The 19,849-nt window shown below is 71.2% G+C and carries 13 protein-coding genes; 5 read left to right on the top strand and 8 right to left on the bottom strand.

From position 1 onward, the window contains the following. Positions 1 to 2 precede the first annotated feature (2 nt). From OG309_RS19975 to OG309_RS19960, 4 genes are all read right to left on the bottom strand, one after another. The gene (locus tag OG309_RS19975; RefSeq protein WP_329422679.1) at positions 3 to 1,049 is read right to left on the bottom strand and encodes a pyridoxal-phosphate dependent enzyme; all 1,047 of its coding nucleotides are present in this window, start codon (positions 1,047 to 1,049) and stop codon (positions 3 to 5) included. Further along, positions 1,033 to 1,878, bottom strand: coding sequence for a formylglycine-generating enzyme family protein (locus OG309_RS19970; protein WP_329422677.1), 846 nt, complete (start codon positions 1,876 to 1,878; stop codon positions 1,033 to 1,035). The genes OG309_RS19975 and OG309_RS19970 overlap by 17 nt, the downstream gene beginning before the upstream one ends. Before the next feature lie 18 nt (positions 1,879 to 1,896). Further along, positions 1,897 to 3,561 carry a DUF885 family protein gene (locus OG309_RS19965; RefSeq protein ID WP_329422676.1) on the bottom strand — a complete coding sequence of 555 codons (1,665 nt, stop codon included), beginning with the start codon at positions 3,559 to 3,561 and terminating at the stop codon, positions 1,897 to 1,899. 112 nt (positions 3,562 to 3,673) lie between these two features. Further along, the gene (locus tag OG309_RS19960) at positions 3,674 to 4,051 is read right to left on the bottom strand and encodes an MbtH family protein (protein ID WP_329422674.1); all 378 of its coding nucleotides are present in this window, start codon (positions 4,049 to 4,051) and stop codon (positions 3,674 to 3,676) included. A gap of 617 nt (positions 4,052 to 4,668) precedes the next feature. Between OG309_RS19960 and OG309_RS19955 the strand changes: the two genes are divergently transcribed. Both OG309_RS19955 and ectB read left to right on the top strand, forming a co-directional pair. Continuing rightward, on the top strand, positions 4,669 to 5,571 hold the full coding sequence (locus OG309_RS19955) for a cupin-like domain-containing protein (RefSeq protein WP_329422672.1): 903 nt from the start codon (positions 4,669 to 4,671) through the stop codon (positions 5,569 to 5,571). A 67-nt stretch (positions 5,572 to 5,638) separates the two neighbouring features. Next, positions 5,639 to 6,889: a diaminobutyrate--2-oxoglutarate transaminase gene (gene ectB / locus OG309_RS19950; protein ID WP_329422670.1), complete on the top strand. Its 1,251-nt coding sequence runs from the start codon at positions 5,639 to 5,641 to the stop codon at positions 6,887 to 6,889. Positions 6,890 to 6,985: 96 nt separating this feature from the next. Here ectB and OG309_RS19945 read toward each other — a convergent pair whose 3' ends face one another. Both OG309_RS19945 and OG309_RS19940 read right to left on the bottom strand, forming a co-directional pair. Further along, positions 6,986 to 7,741 (bottom strand): thioesterase II family protein, encoded by a 756-nt coding sequence (locus tag OG309_RS19945; protein ID WP_329422668.1) that lies wholly within the window; start codon positions 7,739 to 7,741, stop codon positions 6,986 to 6,988. Positions 7,742 to 7,754: 13 nt separating this feature from the next. Beyond that, on the bottom strand, positions 7,755 to 9,083 hold the full coding sequence (locus OG309_RS19940; protein WP_329422666.1) for an MFS transporter: 1,329 nt from the start codon (positions 9,081 to 9,083) through the stop codon (positions 7,755 to 7,757). A gap of 298 nt (positions 9,084 to 9,381) precedes the next feature. On the opposite strand from OG309_RS19940, the gene OG309_RS19935 reads away from it, so the two are divergent. Both OG309_RS19935 and OG309_RS19930 read left to right on the top strand, forming a co-directional pair. Then, positions 9,382 to 10,401, top strand: coding sequence for a ketoacyl-ACP synthase III family protein (locus tag OG309_RS19935; RefSeq protein ID WP_329422664.1), 1,020 nt, complete (start codon positions 9,382 to 9,384; stop codon positions 10,399 to 10,401). A 14-nt stretch (positions 10,402 to 10,415) separates the two neighbouring features. After that, on the top strand, positions 10,416 to 15,212 hold the full coding sequence (locus OG309_RS19930) for a non-ribosomal peptide synthetase (RefSeq protein WP_329422663.1): 4,797 nt from the start codon (positions 10,416 to 10,418) through the stop codon (positions 15,210 to 15,212). A gap of 52 nt (positions 15,213 to 15,264) precedes the next feature. On the opposite strand, the gene OG309_RS19925 is transcribed toward OG309_RS19930, so the two are convergent. Next, the gene (locus tag OG309_RS19925) at positions 15,265 to 15,531 is read right to left on the bottom strand and encodes a hypothetical protein (RefSeq protein ID WP_329422661.1); all 267 of its coding nucleotides are present in this window, start codon (positions 15,529 to 15,531) and stop codon (positions 15,265 to 15,267) included. A gap of 297 nt (positions 15,532 to 15,828) precedes the next feature. Continuing rightward, on the bottom strand, positions 15,829 to 16,509 hold the full coding sequence (locus tag OG309_RS19920; protein ID WP_329422660.1) for a hypothetical protein: 681 nt from the start codon (positions 16,507 to 16,509) through the stop codon (positions 15,829 to 15,831). A gap of 1,866 nt (positions 16,510 to 18,375) precedes the next feature. On the opposite strand from OG309_RS19920, the gene OG309_RS19915 reads away from it, so the two are divergent. After that, positions 18,376 to 19,389 (top strand): DUF6414 family protein, encoded by a 1,014-nt coding sequence (locus tag OG309_RS19915; RefSeq protein ID WP_329422659.1) that lies wholly within the window; start codon positions 18,376 to 18,378, stop codon positions 19,387 to 19,389. The last annotated feature ends 460 nt before the right edge of the window (positions 19,390 to 19,849 follow it).

Genomic DNA, 19,849 nt, shown 5'->3' with positions numbered 1-19,849 from the left:
GCTCATGCTCCCTTGGTTGCGACCGGTGTCAGGTGTTCGGCGACCCAGTCGTCCGCGTAGACCGTGTCGGCGTACGGTTCGCCGTTGTCGGCGCACAGGAACGCCACCACGGGCTCCGGGCCGCTGTGCCCCTCGAAGTGGCGGGTGATCGCGGCGTACACGCAGCCGGTCGAGCCGCCCGCGTAGATGCCGTGGTCGTGCAGCAGCGCCCGGCAGCCGGCCACCTCGTCCCGCTCGGACAGCACGACCACTTTGCCGATCCACGCCGCGTCGACCAGCGGCGGGCGGATGCTGGACCCGATGCCCGGGATGAGCCGGCGGGCCGGCGGGGCACCGAAGATCGCCGAGCCCTCGACGTCGACGGCGATCACCAGGGCGTCCGGCTGCTCCTTGCCGAGCCGGTGCGACAGGCCGTTGACCGTCGCGCCGGTGCCGACGCCGACGAACAGGTAGTCGATCCGGCCGACGTCGGCGAGCAGCTCGCCCGCGGTCAGCTCGTAGTGGCCGCGCGCCCCGTCCGGGTTGGCGTACTGGTCGGGCCAGTACACGTCCGGCAGTTCGGCGCGCAGCTGGGCCACCCGGCCGAGCCGGCTGAGCAGGTAGCCGCCCGTGCCGTCCGGCTCGGTGACCTTCTCGACCCGGGCGCACAGGCGGCGCAGCGTCCGCTCCGTGGCCGCGTTGACGTTCGGGTCGAGGACCGGCACGAACGGCACGTCCAGCTCGTTCAGGAACGAGGCCAGGGAGAGCGCGAAGTTGCCGGAGGACGACTCGACCACCGTGGTGTCCCGGGTGATGTCCCCGCGCCGTACGGCCTCGCGCAGGATCCAGATCGCGGCCCGGTCCTTGGCGCTGCCGGTGCGGTTCTCCGACTCCATCTTGGCGTAGAGCCGGATCCCGGGGTGCGGCAGCCGCACCACCCGGGTCCTCGGCAGGTCCCGCAGCAGCGCGTCCGCCCGGTCGAGCAGCAGCCGGTCGACCCGGGCCGCCCGCGGCGGGGCTTCCGGGTGCCCCGGGTGCTCCGGGCCGCCGGTCTCAGCGGGCGGCGACACGGAACCCCATGTCGTAGCAGCTGTAGTCCGGCAGGTTGTAGATCCGCACCCACGCCAGGCAGCCACGGGGGTCGTGGTTGTTGTAGAAGGAGCCGCCGCGGATCACGCCCAGCGGGATGGTGCCGGCGCGCGTCTTGATGACCCGGCGGGGCTTGTTCTCGTCGAACGGGTAGTGGTGGAAGCCGTTGGACATGATCTCCCACACGTTGCCCGTGATGTCCTCGACGCCGTACGGGCCGGCCGCCTTCGGGAACGCGCCGACGGGGCTGGTGTCGGCGACCACCATCGTGTGGTTGCAGTGCTCGGCGGTGGGCTCCTCGTCGCCCCACGGGAAACGGCGCCCGTCGGTGCCGCGCGCGCACTTCTCCCACTCGGCCTCGTTGGGCAGCCGGGTGCCGGTCCACTCGGTGTACGCGATGCAGTCCGCGTAGCTGACGTGGGTGACCGGGTGGTCGTCCTTGCCCTCCACGGTGGAGCCCACGCCGCGCGGGGTGCGCCAGGTCGCGCCGTCGATCGCCTTCCACAGGTAGTCCTGGTCCGGGATGATGACGGCCGGGTCGCCGATCCACACCCAGCTCTTGCCGGCCTTCTCGGCGTCGGTCACGTGGCCGGTCGCCTCGACGAACTTACGGAAATCCGCCACGGTCACCGGGCGCTTGGCGATGCGGAACTCCGGCACGTCGACGCGGTGTTCGGGGGCGGCGGCGCGCGGCTTGCCGTCCTCCCTGAGCTCGTCGGAACCCATGATGAAGGGTCCACCGGGGATGGTGACCCAGTAGTCCGCGGGGAATGCCTCGGCGGGCATGACTTCGGCCGTCACCTCGGTCACAGGTTCTCCTTCAGTAGGTCAGGATGCGGTTGCGTGAGAGACGCTGCTGTCGTTGCTGTGCCGGCCGGAGCGGCTGTCGCTCCCGTCGCGCCGGTCGCCCCCGTCGTCGAGGCAGTACTGCCGGACGACGGAGAGCGGCGCGCTGCCGGCCCGTACCAGGCGGTCGTGGAAGGCCTTCGGACCGGCGGCCGGGGCCGCCGCGCCGGAGAGCTCCCGCCACCGCCTGATGTGCAGTTTTCCGAGCGTGTACATGGCGCGGGCCGGCTGCGCGGCCGTGGCCAGCACCTCGCGGCCGGCGCGCTCCGGCGACCACGCGCAGAGCGTGGCGGCCTCGGCGGCGGCGGCACCGAACTTGCTTCGCCCCGCGTGGACGGAGAGGAAGACGAGCAGGCGGGTGGCGGCCTCCAGGGCGAACCGCAGCGCGGCCACCTCGACGAGCGGACGGTCCTCGGCGAGACCGCGCTCGATCGCCAGCTCCTCGGTGTAGTGCGCCCAGCCCTCGGTGACCCCGGGGAACCAGGGCACGCAGCGGCGGATCAGGCCCGCGTGCCCGGGGGTCGCCTCGTGGTGCAGGAAGTGGCCGGGCAGGACCTCGTGCACCGCGATCATCTCGAGCATCGGCTCGTTCAGGTAGTCGCTGAGCGCGGCGGGATCGCGCGGCTCCGGGACGTGCAGCACGTGCGGCTGCGGCACCTTCTCGAGCGGGCCGCCCGTGTCGAAGACGACCACCGCGGACGTCGACAGATCGCGTACGGGGCGGATGTCGAGCCGCTGCGTGCCGGTCAGGGTCACGACGTCCTGCTCCGCCCAGAACCCGTGGAGCCGGTCGATGATCCGCGCCAGCGTGCCGGTCACCGAGCCCTCCGGGAGGCGGGCGCTCAGCAGGCCGTACAGCTCCTGCCGGGTGCTCACCCCCAGGCGGGCGGAGAGCGCGTCGAGGCGTGCGGTGAGGTTGCCGACCTCGGCCGCCGCCTCGGCGAGCAGCTCGTCCACCGGGGTGTCGACGCCTTCGGCGGCCTCCAGGTAGGCGGCGAGCCGCTCGGGGCCGAGCACCGCCCGGACCGGCTGGGTGGCCGCGACCGCGTCCGCGAAGGCCGTGAACGCCGCGCTCGCCCGGCCGGCCTGCTCCATGAGCGGGCCGTCCGCCAACTCGGGCCGTGCCTCGACGAGCCGGGTGATCATGCCGCGTACGGACACCGCCCGGGCTCGGGCGTTCTCGACGCCGCCGACGCGCTCGCCGGCCGGCAGGGTGCGGCCGAGCGTCTCCGCGGTGGCCGCGAGGAAGTCCGGCAGCGCGCCGAGGTGGCGGGAGAGCGCGCCGATCCGCTCGTCGAGCGGCGCGTAGTCACCGCGCAGGTAGACGTGGAGGTCGGTCTCGGCCAGCCAGGCGTCGGGCCCGCGGTGGACCCGGCCCGCTCCGGTGATCCGGAACCGCTCGTCGGTGAGCACCCGGGCCGCCGTGCCGAGGTCGGCACGGAGCTCCGGGTCGGCGTCCCGCGGCAGGGCGTCGAGGTGCCCGGTCACGGTGGCCAGCAGGCCGTCGAGGACGGCGGGCGAGTCGGGCGCGACCTCGGGCAGCCGGCCGTCGAAGTCATGGCGGCCGGCCCGTCTGGCGACCTGCGGATAGCGGTCGAAGACGTGGTCGACGACAGCGGAAACAGAACTCAGGGCACCAGACGTCATTGCCACTCCCCGTAGTGCCGCACCTGGGGGGCGACAAATGGCGTTTCGTTCAGGTCAACCGAGCAGGGCGAGCGGACCGGACGGGTGACCCCGTCCGGTGCCGCACGATGCGCTAAACCGTTTCGCCACCGGGGTTGGGCTCGATGACGTCGCCGTCCTCGCCGTAGATCACGTCGTCGTCGAGGCTGGCCAGCATCTCGCGCAGCTCCTCCGGCGACATGGCCTTCAGTTCATCGGCGTCCACAAGCTGTGAGAGAACCATTCGACTCCCCTGTCCGCTAAGAGATCCGGCATTTTCCAGGGCCTCGCGCACGCTCTTCGGGCGCATGTCGGTCCAGACCAGTTCGATGTGATCGAGGCACTCGGTACGGGAGCGGGGTCCGCCCTCCGCCGCCCAGCCGGCCGGCAGATCGCGGGCCGCGGGCCAGATCGAGTACTGCGCCTCGTCGTTGATCACGACCAGGTATTCGGCGTTCTCGTCGTCGAACATCAGATCTGAAATCCCCCATACAGTCGTTGCCGACCGGAGCGGTGCAGGATGCGCCACTGACGCGTCTCGCCGCGGGAGCCATTCGGACACGTCCCCGGGATCTCCCCGGCGAACCGCCTCCCCCGCAGCTCAACGGGCCTCAAGCTAGATCGCGGCTTCCGGCACTGTCAAGACTTTCCGGCCCCCACGAGCCCAACGCACGCACAGTTCAAGGCACTTGAGAGACCCATCATCCCCGCAGGTCAGCGGCCCATAGCGGGGGATCCGGGGCAACAGGCCCAACCCTGCTGGATCTTGACCGTTCAGCGAACAAACGGCCATCTCCGAAAGCCACCGAACTCCCCTATATGGAGGCCCTGTTGGACGACCTCCGCAAAGCCCCTACCGGAAGATCACCTCTCGCCAACCCGACGATCAGCGGGTAGTGTCCGACGGTGCCGGAGTGGAGCGAGGGGGGCACGCGACCACGACGTCAGCCGGCTCGCCGCGACCCGCCCTCGCCGGACACCGCGCCCGACCGGTGGCCACCGATCACGACCACGACACGCGCGCAGCCGCCCCCGGTCGTCCCTGCCCGCGTACGCCCGCGCCCCGCGTAAGACGAGTAGGAGATGTCAGTGACGACAACGGCCCGACCCGTCTCCGTCGACGTGCGGACCGCGCTGAGTCCCGCCGAGTTCCGCGCCGAGTACCAGGGGCGCAGGCCGGTGGTGATCCGCGGCGCGGTCGCCGGCATGCCCGCGGTCTCCACCTGGTCCGCCGCCCACCTCGCCGCGATCGCGCCCGACCAGCGGGTGCAGCTCAAGGTCGGCACCGTCTCGGCCGGGCGCACCTCGGTCGTCCGGCTCGCCGACTACGCCAAGGAGCTCGCCGAGTGGGAGGCCCGGCTCGCCGAGGACCCCACCCTCGTCGCCGAGCCGCCCGGCTACCTGCACGACGTGCCCCTGCTCTCCATGATCCCGGCGCTCCGCCGCGACCTGGGGCCCTTCCCCGTCGGGTTCTTCCCGCCGTTCTTCCGCGACCGCTGGTGGCAGTTCACCCAGTTCTTCGTCGGGCCCTCGCGCGCCCAGACCCCGCTCCACTTCGACACGTTGCTCACGCACAACCTGTTCTTCCAGATCCAGGGGTCGAAGCGGTTCGTCATGGTCGCCGACGCCGAGCGCGACAAGTGCTACCCGTACAACTGGCGCTGGGCCGAGGTCGACCCCGAGGCCCCCGACCTGGACAGGCACCCGCGCTTCCGGGACGCGACGGTGCTGACCTGCGACGTCGAGGCGGGCGACATGTTCTACATGCCGCCCGGCACGCTCCACAAGGTCACCTCGCCCCAGGCGTCGATCTCGTTCAACATCGACTGGCACGACCGGGCCAGCGCCCTGCGCGGCATCGCGGCGGTCCGCGAGGGCATGCCGCTCACCAACCTCCGGTACAACCTGCTGTTCGCGCTCGGGGTCGTCGCCGGCCTGCCGCGCGGCCTGGTGATGCCGGGACTGCGCTCGTACTACTCGTACATCTCCTAGCGGGGGTCCCCGCCCACGGGGAAGGACTCGCGTCACGGGGAACTCTCTTCACGGGGGAAGGACTTCCTTGAACATCTTCGAGCAGCGCGAGTCCGGCGTGCGGTCCTACAGCAGGCGCTGGCCGGTCGTCTTCTCCCGCGCCTCCGGAAGCCGCCTGTACGGCGAGGACGGGCGCGGCTGGCTCGACTTCTTCGCCGGCGCCGGCTCACTGAACTACGGCCACAACAACCCTGTCCTGAAGCGGGCGTTGCTCGACTACATCGAGAGCGACGGCGTCACCCAGGCCCTCGACATGTTCACCGGCGCCCGGCGCGAGCTCCTGGAGACCCTCCACGAGCTGGTGCTGCGGCCCCGCGGCCTGGACCACAAGGTCCTCTTCCCGGGCCCGGGCGGCGCCAACGCCGTCGAGGCCGCCATGAAGCTGGCCCGCACGGTCACCGGCCGCACCGAGATCGTGCACTTCACCAACTCCTTCCACGGCGCCACGCTCGGCGCGCTCACCGTCACCGGCAACCCCCTGCACCGCCGCTCCGCCGGGCTGCCCCTCACCGGCACCACCTCGGTGCCCTTCGACGGCTACGACGAGCACCCGCGCCCCGACCACCTGGCCCGCATGCTCGCCGGCCCCGCCAGCGGACTCGACCGGCCGGCCGCGGTCATCGTCGAGACGGTGCAGGCCGAGGGCGGCGTGAACGTGGCGAGCGGCGAGTGGCTGCGGGCCCTCGCGGAGCTGTGCCGGGAGCACGGCATCCTGCTGATCGTCGACGACATCCAGGCCGGCTGCGGCCGCACCGGCGCCTTCTTCAGCTTCGAGGACGCGGGCGTCGTACCCGACCTGGTCTGCCTCTCGAAGTCCATCGGCGGGTACGGGCTCCCCCTCACCCTCCTCCTGGTCCGCCCCGAGCTCGACGTGTGGCGGCCCGGCGCGCACAGCGGCACCTTCCGCGGCGTGAACCCGGCGTTCGTCACCGCGACGGAGGCGCTGCGCGTCTACTGGCGCGACGACGTCCTGGAGAAGTCCACCCGCGCCAAGGGCGAGTGGGTCGCGAACGCGCTCCGGGGCATCGTCAACGCCCACCCCGGCGCGGGCCTGTCCACCCGGGGCCGCGGCCTCATCCACGGCCTCGTCCTCGGCGCGGGCCTGGCCGACGCGGTGTCCGACGAGGCGACCGCGCGGGGCCTGCTGGTGGAGACCGCGGGACCGCACGACGAGGTCGTGAAGCTGCTGCCGCCGCTGACGATCACCGAGGCGGAGCTGGCGGAGGGGCTGGCGATCCTGGAGGAGTCCGTACGGGTGGTGCTCGGCCGGGCGGGCTGAGCGGTACGGAAAGGGGGCGCGGCAGCCGCTTCGGGCGCCGCGCCCCCTTCCCGTACGCCCGTCCCCGCCGTACGGCGACCCGCCCGTGCGCCCGGGTCAGCCCTGCTGCGGCACCAGGTCGGCCGCGCGCCGCTTGATGACGGCGGCGACGTCCTCCCACTGGTCGTTGAGGTAGAAGTGCCCGCCGGAGAAGACGTTCAGGTCGAACGGGCCGGTGGTGTGGTTCTCCCACGCGGCGGCGTCGTCCACGGAGACCCGCTCGTCGTCGTCGCCGACCAGGGCCACCACCGGGCAGGCGAGCCGGGCGTCGGTGGGCCGGTAGACCGCGAGCGCCGTGTAGTCCGCGCGCAGCGCGGGCAGGAACAGCACCCGCATGTCCTCGCTGACCAGGAGCCGCTCCTCGGTGCCGTCCAGCGCGGCGATCTCCGAGATCAGCTCCTCGTCGGTCGCCTGCCGCGGCAGCTCGATGTGGTGCCGGGACGGCGGCCGCTTGGCCGAGGCGAACAGCGCGAGCGGCTCGATCCCCTCGGCTTCGAGCCGCCGGGCCACCTCGAAGGCCAGCAGCGAGCCCATGCTGTGCCCGAACAGCGCCACCGGCCGGTCGATCGCGGGCCGCACCGCGGCGAGCGTGCGCTCGGTCAGCTCCTCGAAGTCGTCGATGCACGGGTCGTTGTACCGGTCCTGGCGTCCCGGGTACTGCACCGCGAGCACCTCGACCTCGGGGTGCAGCGGCAGGGCCAGCGGCCGGTAGTAGCTCGCGGCCCCGCCGGCGTGCGGGAGGCACACCAGCTGCACCGGGGCGTCGGGCGCGGTCCGGTAGCGGCGAATCCATCTGCTCGGCGCGTCGGCCATGGTTCCTCGTTCCTTACGGTCGGTCCGCCACGGGCTCGGGCTCGGGCCGCGGCTCGGGCACCGCGCCCCGCGGCTGCGGGCCGACGGTCCGGCCGTCGGGCAGCCGGCGCACCGCGCGGACACCGGGGATCAGCACGGTGGCGGAGAGCGGGAGGACGATCGCCACGGCGGCGATCAGCAGGGTCGACGTGTTGCTGGTGGTGGCGGCGAGCGGACCCACGAGCGCGAGGCCGACCGGCGCCGCCACCGTGGAGATCATCCAGTCGTACGAGTCGACCCGGGACAGAACCTCGTCGGGGATCAGCTGCTGGAGCGAGGCCCGCCAGACGGCGTCGAGGAACATGCCGCCGGTGCCGCCGACGAACGCCGCCGCCATCACGGCCCACACCGGCATCGGCACGGCGAGCGCGAGCAGCGGCAGCGCGGTCAGCGCGAACGCCAGGTTGCCGGCGATCAGCGGGCGCTTCGGGTCGAGGCGCAGCGCCACCACTCCGCCGGAGATCGAGCCCGCGGCGTACGCCGCGGCGATCAGACCCCACGAGGAGGCGCCGCCCAGCGACTTGTCCGCGATGGTCGGTCCGAGGACGAAGTACGCGACGATGGCCAGGTTCTGGAAGCCGTGCGCGATCATGTTGAGGAAGAGCCAGCGGCGGGAGATGAGCTCCTTCCAGCCCTCCCCCAGGTCCGCCCAGAACGAGCCCGACACCTGCACCTTGCGCGGGGCCAGCTTCAGCATCGCCAGCGAGATCGCGTTCACGACGAAGGTGACCGCGTCGATCGCGAGGACGAGTCCCGGTCCGACGAGCGCGATGGCGACACCGGCGAGGGCGGGGCTGACCACGCTGAAGAAGCTGAAGCAGGAGGTCATGAGCGCGTTGGCGCGCTGGAGCTGCTCCGGCGGCACGATCTCGGCGATCAGTCCGCTGGACGCCGGCCCGAAGAAGGCCTGGGCGGAGCCGAAGACGACACCGCCGACGACCAGGTGCCAGACCTGCGCGTTCCCGCTCAGCAGGAGCACCGCGAGCACCGCCTGCGCCCCGGCGCGGATCAGGTCGGCGGTCAGCATCACGAACTGGCGCTGGAGGCGGTCGGCCCACACGCCGCCGGCGAGGGTGAAGACGACCTGCGCACCCACCTGGCCGGCCATCACCATGCCGATGTCGGTGGCGGATCCGCCGATCGACAGGACCGAGAAGACCAGCGCGATGCGGGTCATGCTGCTGCCGATGGCGGAGATCGCGTTGCCGGTCCACAGGATCCGGAACGGGCGCAGCGAGAGTGGCGCGAACGACTGCCTCAGGGTCTGCCGTGCTCCGGACCGGTCCTTCGACTGGTCATCCATCACATGCTCCCCTTGGACGGTTCGTTCCAGCGCACACGCGCGCCCTTCCCCTGCAAGATGTCATGAGCACAGCGCTGAAGATCGTAACGAGGGCGGCTCACGGCAGGCAACAGGTCAACTCCGCTCTATTTCAGCCGTTGATCGAGCCCCATTGCATCCAAATGGCCATATCAGAGCCCTAGTTGACCACACCCCTCCCGGCGTCCGCGAAGATCGACACTCTTCCCCCGACCACCGGAGGCCGGGTTATAGTCGGCGCCGCTGTCCACAACCGTGGTGCCAAGACTGGGGGTTGAGCATGCGGTGGACCGGTATCCATGTGCTGTCCTGTGCGCTCGCGACAGGGAGCACCGAGGACGTCACGACGGCGATCGCCGACGGACGGTACGACCCCGAACTCGCCGAGGCGCACGGCTACGTGTCGGTCTCCTCCGCCGAGGACACCGAGCCCGTCGACCTGGCCGCCCGGGCCGGCACCGCCGCCCTCGGCCGGGCCGCGGTCGACGAGGCGGCCATCGTCCTGCACGCCCACGCGGGCAGCACCCCGCAGGGCCCCGACGACGTGGTCCCCGCCTCCTACGTGCAGGGCAGGACCCTGGCGCGCGGCGCCTTCACCGTCGACGTACGCCAGTCCTGCAACGGCGCCCTCGCCGCCCTGCAGCTCTCCGCCGCCTACCTGACCGCGGCCGGCCCCGGCACGGCGGCCCTCCTCACCACCGCCGACCGGCACGGCGGCCCCGGCGTGAACCGCTACCGCCTCGACCCCGGCAGCGTGGACGCCGACGGCGCCTCGGCGCTCGTCCTGCACCACGGCCCCGGCCCGCTGCGCCTCCTGTCGACGGCGGTACAGGGCGACGGCCGGTTCACGGCGACGCCCCCGCCCGACCCCAAGGACTTCCCCGACCGGCGCGCCTTCCTGATGGCGCACCGCAAGCGCCTGCTCCCGATGCTCCGCTCGATGGCGGAGACCGAGCGGGACACCATCGACCAGGCCCTCGCCGACGCGGGCGCCACGCCCGACGACGTGACGCGGTGGGTGTTCCCCAACATCGGCGCCAACATGGTCGACCAGGAGTTCCGCAAGGGCCTCGGCATCGGCACGGAGCGGACCACCTGGGACTGGGGCCGCACCGTCGGCCACATGGGCACGACGAACCAGTTCGGCGGACTGACCCACCTCCTGGAGACCGGAGCGGTGCGCCCCGGCGACCTCGTCGCCCTGTGCGGCAGCGGCGTCGGCTTCAGCTACGGCTGCGCCGTACTCGAAGTGGTCGAACCGCCCGCGTGGACGCCCGCCGCGACGACACCCGCGCAGTGAAGCGAGGAGACGGCATGAGCGACGCCCGCCCCGTACCCGACCGGGTCGCCCAGGCCGCCGCCCGGCGCCCGGACGCCCTCGCCGTACGCGACCGCACGCAGGCGCTGACGTACGCCGCGCTGGACGATCGGGTCGCCCGCGTCGCCGCGGGCCTGGCGGCGCGCGGGGTCGGCCCCGGCGACGTGGTCGGCGTCTGCGTCGAGCGCGGGGCGGACCTGATCGTCGCCCTGCTCGCCGTGTGGCGCGCAGGCGCCGCCTACCTCCCCCTCGACCCGGGCCACCCGGCGGACCGCATCGCCTACGTCCTCGCCGACTCCGGCGCCGCCCTGGTGGTGACCGACGCGACCGGCGAGGCGGCGACGGCCCCGTCCGGAACCGGCACCGCACGCCTCTCCGACCTGACGACCACCCACCCGGCCCCGGCCCCCTCCCGTGCTTCGGCCTCCGGCCTGGCCTACCTGATGTACACGTCCGGCTCCACGGGCCGCCCCAAGGGCGTCGCCGTCCGCCACGCGGCGGTGACGGCGACCCTCGCGGCGCTGGCCGACCGGCCCGGACTCGACGCGGACGACGTGCTGGTGGCGGTGACGACGGCGGCGTTCGACATCTCGGTCGTCGAACTGTTCCTGCCGCTGCTCGCCGGCGGCACGGTCGTGGTCGCCGGCCGCGCCGACGCGAGCGACCCCGGCCGCCTCGCCGCACTCCTCGCCGACGGCGCCACGCTCATGCAGGCGACCCCGGCGACCTGGCGCCTGCTCCTCGACTCCGGCTGGGCGCCGCCCGCCGGCTTCCGCGTCTGGTGCGGCGGCGAGGGCCTGCCGCCGGACCTGGCCGAGCGCCTGGCCCGTACCGGCGTCCCCGTGTGGGACCTGTACGGCCCGACGGAGACGGCCATCTGGTCGGCCGTCTCCCGGCTCGGCCCGGACGGCCGGCTGACGGACTGGGCGCCGCTCGCGGGCGAACGCGTCACGGTCCTCGACGCCACCGCGGCGCCCGCCGCACCGGGCCTGGTCGGCGAGGTGTACATCGAGGGCAGCGGCCTCGCGGACGGGTACGTCGGCCGGGCCGGGCTCACGGCCGCCACGTTCGTCCCGGCCCCGGGCGGCGCGCGCCGCTACCGGACCGGGGACCTCGGCCGGGTCCTGCCGGACGGCCGGGTGGAGATCCTCGGCCGGGCCGACCACCAGGTGAAGATCAACGGACACCGGGTGGAGCTGGGCGAGATCGAGGCGCGGCTCGCGGCCCACCCCCGGGTACGGGCGGCGGTCGTCCACCCCCGGACGACGCCGGCGGGCGGCAAGCAGCTGGTCGCGTACCTGACCGGCGACCCGGCCCCGGCAGAGGACCTGACCGCGCACCTGCGCACCACGCTCCCCGACTACATGCTGCCGTCCGACTACGTCCTCCTGGACACGTTCCCGCTCAACAGCAACGGCAAGGTCGACCGCGGCGCGCTCCCGGCCCCCTCCCCCACCCACCGGGCCCCGTACGTGGCCCCGGCGACACAGGACGAGGCCCTGCTGGTCCGCGTCTGCGAAGAGGCCCTCGGCCTGCACGGCCTGGGCACGTCCGACGACCTGGTCGCCCTGGGCGTGGACTCGCTCACCGCGGCCCGGCTGGTGTCGGAGCTGCGGCAGGCGACGGGGGCGGCTCCGTCCACGGCGGACGTGCTGCGCGCCCGTACGGTCGCCGCGGTGGCAGCCCTCCCCCGCCGCCGGACGACCACCCCGCTGCCCGTGCCCCCCGCGCCCGATGCCCCCGCGACTCCGCCGTCGACGACCTTCGGCCAACGCGCCCTGTGGTTCCTGCACCGGCTGGCGCCCGAGCAGGACGCGTACGTGGAACCGTGGGCGGTCCGGCTGCGCGGCCCGCTCGACGTGGAGGCGCTGCGGGACCGCCTGCGCGCCGTCCTCGACCGCCACGAGCCCCTGCGGACCCGCTTCCCCGTGGTCGACGGCGCACCCGCCCCGGTCCTGGACCCGGTCCCGGACGCCCCGTTCACCCTCTCCGCGGCCGACTCCCCCGAGGCGCTCGCGGCACTGCTGGCGGCGGAGCCGAAGCGCCCGTTCGACCTGGCGGAGGAGCTCCCCTTCCGCGCGCAGCTCGTCCGCCTGGCCGAGGACGACCACGCCCTGGTGGTGTCGATCCACCACATGGCCTGCGACGGCCTGTCCCTGGACATCCTGGCCGCAGAGCTGTCGGCTCCCCGCCTCGCGGCCGGACTCCCCACCCCCTACCGCGCGTTCGCGTCGTGGCAGCAGACGTGGCTGGCCTCCCCCGAGGGCGAGGCCCAGCTGGACCACTGGCAGCGGACCCTGACCGGTCTGGACCGCTCCCGCCTCCCCACGGACCGCCCCCGCCCGAAGACCCGGACCGCCGACGGCGACGCGATCGCGTTCACCCTGCCCGCCGACCTGGTGACCCGCGTGGAGGAACTGGGCTCGGACCGGGGCACGACCCCCTTCACGGTCTACCTGGCGGCGTTCCAGGCCCTGTTGTCCCGCCACGCCCCCGGCGCCGACGTCGTCGTGGGCACGCCGGCGGCGGCCCGCCCGACCCCCGCCCTGGCCGACACGATCGGCTACTTCGCCAACCAGCTCCCCATCCGCACGCGCACGACGGGCAACCCGCCCTTCACCGAGTTCCTGTCCCGGACGAGGGCGGCCGTCCTCGACGCGGTGGACCACCAGGACGTGCCGTTCGACCGGGTGGTGGACCGGCTGTCCCCGGACCGCTCCCTCACGGAGAACCCCCTCTTCGACACCTCCTTCACCTACACCCCGGCCCCCCGCACGCCGTTCCGGGTCGCGGGCACGACGGCCGAACCCCTCCCCGTACCGCGCCGCACCGCGAAGTTCGACCTGACCCTGGACCTGGTCCGCCGGCCGGACGGGACGGTGACGGGCGAGCTGGAGTACGCGACGGCGCTGTACGACCGGGCGACGGCGGACCGCCTCACCGCCCGCTTCCGCACCCTCCTCACGGCGGCGACGACTGCCCCGCACACCCCGCTGGCCGCCCTGGACCTGCTCCCCGCCCCGGAGCGGACGGCCCTGGCGTCCTACGCGACGGGCCCGACCGCACCCCCCGAGGCCACGCTGCTGCACGAGCTGATCGAGCGGGTGGCCCGCACCCGTCCGAACGCGCCGGCGGTGGTCGACGCGGACGGCCGCACCCTCACCTTCGCCGAGCTCAACGCCGACGCGAACCGCCTGGCCCGGCACCTGATCGCCCGGGGCGTCCGCCCGGAGGACGTGGTCGGCGTGGCCCTCCGCAGCGGCCCGCCCCTGCTGACCACCCTCCTGGCGATCCTCAAGGCGGGCGCGGCCTACCTCCCCCTGGACCCCGCGGACCCGGCCCCCCGCCACGCGGCACTCCTGAAGGCGGCGGGGGCCCACCTGGCGGTGTCGGAGCACCCGCTCCCGGACACCCCCACGCTGTCACCGACCCCGGACGGCATGCACGAACTCCCCGCGACCAACCTCCAGTTGAACCTGCCCCCCACGACCCTCGCCTACGTCATCTTCACCTCGGGCTCGACGGGCCTGCCGAAGGGCGTGCAGGTGGAGCACCGCAACATCGTCAACTACGTGACGTGGGCGCGGGACGCCTACCGCTCGACACGCGGCGCGGGCGCACCGCTGTACTCGTCGATGGCGTTCGACCTGCCGGTGACCTCGGTGTTCCCGGTGTGGGCGGCGGGCGAACCGGTGACGTGCGGGGCGAAGGAACGCAGCGCGGAGAACCTGGTGGCGTCCGCGGCCCGGGGCGGCTTCGGCCTCCTGAAACTGACCCCGTCCCACCTGGCGCTCCTCGACCAGGCCCTGACCCCGCGGGAGTTCGCCACGGCGGCGGACCACCTGGTCATCGGCGGCGAACAACTCCACGGCCACATGCTCACCCCGTGGAAGACCCACGCCCCGTCGACACGCGTCATCAACGAGTACGGCCCGACGGAGACGACCGTCGGCTGCACCTGGCACGCGATCCGGGCCGGCGACGTCCCCGACGAGGTGATCCCCGTCGGCGTCCCCGTGGCGAACACGACCGCCCGCGTCCTGGACGCGACCCTGCGCCCGGTCCCGGTCGGCGTGTTCGGCGACCTGTGGATCGGCGGCACCCAGGTGACCCGCGGCTACCGCGCCGCCCCCCGGCAGACGGCGGAACGCTTCCTCCCCGACCCGTACGCGTCCGAGCCGGGCGCCCGCATGTACCGCACCGGCGACGTGGCGCGCTTCCGCGCCGACGGCATCCTGGAGTACGCGGGCCGCTCGGACGACCAGCTGAAGGTCCGCGGCTACCGGATCGAACCGCACGAGGTGGAGGCGGCGATCGTGGCGCACCCCGAGGTCGACGAGGCGGTGGTGGTCGTCCGCGACGACCTCCTGACGGCCTACGTCACCCCGTCCCACGCGAACACCACGGCGCTCCGCGCGTCCCTGGCCACCCACCTCCCCGCCCACCTGATCCCCACCCGCTGGGCCCCCCTTCCGGCCCTCCCCCGCACCCCCAGCGGCAAGATCGACAAACCCGCCCTCCCCACGCCCCCCGCGCACACCCCCCAGCTCCACGACCACGCCTCCCAGGTCGCTGCGGAGGTATCGGAAGTGGTGGCCACCCTCCTGGGCATCGACGCCCCGGACCTGGACGAGAACTTCTTCGACCTGGGCGGCGACTCCCTCCTGGCCATGAAGACCGCAGCCCGCCTGAAGTCCCGCTTCGGCGTCCCCCTCACCGTCATGGACCTCTTCGCGGCCACCCTCACGGACCTGGTCACCCGCATCGAATCGGACCTGGACACCCAGCCCTGACACGCCGAAGGCCGGCCGGGGCCCTCCCCGACCGGCCTCCCCCGGACCCCGCTCACTCCGAGAGCGTCAACGCCAGCCCGATGAAACCGAGGAACAGCCCCCCGGGCAGCGCGATGCCGCCCAGGAGCCGGAAGAACCAGGCACCGAACCGGGACGGCTCCGTGAGGCTCAGGTCCATGACCCGCGCCGCGGTCACCGCACGCACGGCGTTGCGACGAGCCGTCGCCTTGTCCGCCGCACCACGCAGGTTGAAGAGGAACATGGCCCCCCAGCCCACGGCACCGACCCCCAACACCAGCAACACGATCCCCACAGCCATGACGCCCCTCCCCAAGATGTGACCACGCGAAAGAGCCGGCCCGGGGAGACACCCCCGGGCCGGCCCTCTGCCGACGAGCCCCCTGTCGGGTTCGAACCGACGACCCCCGCTTTACAAGAGCGGGAGGGTGGCAATGCACCTGACACGCGCTGATGATCGAGGAGCTTATCAACGGCCCAGGACCCGTCAACGCCCCTCGTTCCCCGTGGCTCCCCGCTCGATCTGGCACGAATGTGGCACGGTCGCGGACTGCCGTCGAGCGTCAGTGCGCCCCGCCCTGATGCGCCACCGCCGGCACTAGGCCGCGTCCCAGCCAAAGCGCCCTTCCAGACCGTCAGGACTGAGGTAGGCATACCCGGCGCCGTGACCGAAGTTGAGGAAGTACGGCCCTGTGTCGCCGGTACAGGCCAAGGCGAAGAAGAACCGCCACGGCGCCTCGACGCCGGCCCACATCCGGTAGTTCGCTCGCCCTCCGATGTAGTTGTCCACATCGAAGCACCCGTTCCTCTCCAGGTACCGCTCCTGCTCCTCGGAGACCGACCGCATCTCGATCCGGAACTCCACCGGCACCTGCTCGTCTTCGGCGTCGAACTCGAAGAGTGAACGTCCCCTGGTCCCGACCGGCCCGATGGTGGCGAATCCGGGTATCCGCCCGCCGGGCTGGATGAGCAGCACGGACTCTCCGTCCTCAGGATCCATGCCACCGGTCTCGTAGTCCTCGTACGACAGAAACAGATACGCCATGCGGAGCTCGTCGCCGGGCTCGACGGGGACCGGAATCTGCCCGATGAAGTCGAGCGGCTCACCTGTGCGGGGGTTCAGAGGCCAGCAGGGCTCCTCCAGCCACAGGGGGGCACCGCCCAGCTTGGCGACGGCCTCGGTGATGGCCTCGTCGGCCGGATGCATGCGCATCTCCACGCGAGGGAAATACCCCGCGTCGTAGGGGCCCACGGCCCCCTCAACTGGCTGCGGAAACATGCCCGGACTATAGACGCCGGCACGGACAGCTTCGGCAGGCTACTTCTTCCCCTGGTTCTTGAGCCGCCCTGGGGCACTATCCAGCTGATGACCTCTGACCTGGTCATCGCTTGCCGATGCCCGATCCCTCCGACCCCCCACAGAGGAAGAGGGTCCACACCTTCCGGCGGCGGCCTTCGGATAGCAGCCACGCCCCAAACGACACGAAGCCCCCGGGTCAACGCCCGGGGGCTTCTCCGCACACGGCTCCGGAGGCCCTGTGCACGGCGCCCGTTTCAGCAGGTCGGAAGCGCACTGACACCTTCGGCACTCTTTCCCGTCCGCGAATGGGCCGCGACCTACGAACCTGCGACTGAAGGCAGATACAAGCACGGCAGGGGTGCACAGCCAGACATGGCACAGCCCACAGGTCCTGAGGAAGCTGCTTGGGAGACTCCGATATCACCAGGCCCCCTGGCCTCCGCGGCACGGTCCAGCTGCATCGACGCAGTCAATCATTCGTTGACGGTTAGGGCGGTTCTCGCTGAGATCACTGCGGCCGCCACCTGCATGTCTTCGCGGCGATGGGTTGGTATGGCACAGGATAACCATTTTTCGACCGAGGTCGACCACTCTGTTGAGTGGCATTCTTTCTGCACGGGAACTTAAATCGTCGCCGAAGCGGGGAAATGTGCTGGTGTGCAGGAATGTTCAAGAATGGGCAAAACGTCTCGGGCGGGCCGGGAGTGTGCGGATTGCGGCCCAAGCAGCGTTCCTTGTGGCATGCTCTAAATTCGCATCGCCCGAACAGATGACGGCGATAGCCGGAGCGCTTTTCGTGTTTCATCAGGTCGGCATGGGAGCTGGGCAGCTCAGGGACGCTCCTCCTCTGTCGCGATCTCATCCGGCAGGAGAGACTCAAGGGCTAGGGACCGAAATTCCGCCCCCAAGTTCCACATGTGATCTTCATGTCTGCCCTGAGCGTCAATCTCATACCCAAATCGTTCTCGTCGGCGACGATTCATCTGGGCTTGTTCCGCCGGCCCACTCCCCCCGACCAATCGAATGAATCGCTGCTCAGCAGCCTGCCTGCTTCGCATTGCCATAGCCTCGGCGATTTCCTGGAAGGTAATTCCACGACGTCGCGCCTCGCGTAACAGCCGTTCCTCCGCGGCCTCTGTAAGGACTTTCATCTCCGTTACGAGAGTCAATCCATCGAGAATGTCTTGGCGGCTTCTCCGCGTGCCTCGCGCCGGAAATGCCATGATGGCGAGGAAAGCGGCGACGTCGATCGCAAAATGATGCGCCCCTTGGAACAGTTCGGAGTGTCTCTTTGAGAGGCGCTGGCATGCGCGTACGGCCTTGTGTGGCAACCAGGTATATCGTTCCGGTGTCGATCGTCTGTCGCGAGACATGGGGAGGATTTTAGTTGCCTTCGGGTAGGTCCGTAGCAGATTCAGCCAACCGCAATCCCCAGATCTAAGAGGATGGCTGGCAACACGTCTGTGATCGACCTCGCTCCCTGCTGCACCGATGCGAACGAGATGGTGCCTCGTCCGCACGCTGGCCGGCAGGTGTGTACGGGGACGTCGCGGACAGGCGTTGACTCTGGATGAGGCTGAGGCGCCGGGCGAGCACGCTGGCTTGGGCCGGCGTCGACAACCGACTCCGGCCGGGCGCGACACCCCGTGGGAGATGCCTCCTCCGGGGTCGCGCAGTGAACGGACCACGGCATCAAAGCCGGGCTGGTGGATCGGTGCCTCGCGCAACCGCGGCGCGTTTCCCGCAGATCCGCAGCATCCCGGCACTGTCACGACCCTCTGAAACGGCATACACGGGCGCGGTTCGGCGCATACCCCGGCCCCACTCACCGAGTTGGAGGCCCCTGTGATTCTGCGAGAATTCCTCTATGTCGACACCGACAAAGTGCGCGCAATGCTCGCCCAACTCGACGGCGGAGTCGCAGAAGAATCTCGACTGACTGAGCGCACGGAGAAGAGGACTACCGTCGGCCCCCGCGTGGCCGCTCAACACTTCCAGGGCTCCTCCGGTGAGGAGTACACGAACAAGTCTCTGGGGGACGCGCTGTTCCCTATGCTTGAAGACGCCTTGGAGTCGGAAGGTATCCTAAGCGATATTTCACTGGAAGTTTCCGACATCGAGAAGTGGAATTCTGGCGAGATTAAGAAATCCCTGCCACCTGGTTCGCTAGTCAGGGTTACGGCTGTAGGGTCATTTTTTGATGCACGCTACGTCGCCGCCGCCTTCTCCGCTTTCGCCTCCGTGAATGCCGGGCTGGCAGGCTTGGGGTTTTCTCCCGGCGACACACCATCCGTCTCGGCCGGAGCAAGAGGGAAGCAGGGGCAGGCAAAGAGCAGGCCGGGCAACCAACCTCGCGCACCAAAGGATGCACCCACAGCAGCCCCGGCCGAGCTTGAGGATTTGATTCCCGAATTCCCATCTATCGACGGAGTCAATAGAACCACGCTACGATCCTTCGTTCAGATTTCCAGGGGAGTCTTCACTCCCGGACTGCACATCAACCTGAATCCGGCGAAGGATGTATTGATCAGTGCGCGCCTTCAAGAGGGGCGGCAGTACCTCGACAGCGAGGCCGACATTCTTCTTGCCCGCTACGGTGCAGAGCCCCAGGAATTGACAATCATGGGAAGCATTGGAAGCTACGGGACGGAGGAGAAGGAGCTTCCCGATCAAAACTTCATGAGTGATGGAGGGGTAATGAGTCGTGGTCTTTTCGCGGAGGTTATGAACTCACAGATGCGCAGCCTCGGCAGGATTGGTTTTATTGACCTTCCCCAGCACCCCGGATTTTCCTTGATCCCGTTCGCGGTGTATCGATCTATTCCCAGGCCAGGCGGATTCGCGCCCGTGCTGCGCTAAGCCTCCGTACGGGGACGCTCCCCACGAACCGCCCCAGCTCCCATCCCGTCTGCCGTCGGCCCACACGTATGCGGAGCGGGCGCGGTGCCGGGCGTCCAGGTGGAGCGCGCCACTGTACGAACGACCTGGACGCCCGGTGCCGTGTCTGCTCGGCTCTGCCTGGGTCGACGGCAGACGGGATGGGAGTTCCCCGCCGCCCCACCCCACCGGCCGGCACCCGCGCACGGTGCCTCCGCTATCCCGGAGCCTGAGGCCCCCGCCGGAGGCATGTCGGTGACCTTGGGTATCGGACGTGGTTGGGGCTCGACTCATGCCCTTGGGCCTATCCCGTTTTGCAGGGGCGGGCGTCGGCGCAGCGGGGGCGGAGCGGGCCGAAGGCAGGAGCGGCGCCCCGAGCGGAGCCGGGAAGCCCGCCCGGCGGAGCGGAGCGCAGCCGGTGCCTTGATGAAGTAGAGAAAGT

Source organism: Streptomyces sp. NBC_01268, from assembly GCF_036240795.1.
GTDB lineage: Bacteria > Actinomycetota > Actinomycetes > Streptomycetales > Streptomycetaceae > Streptomyces.
This window is presented reverse-complemented; position numbering and strand designations above follow the sequence as displayed.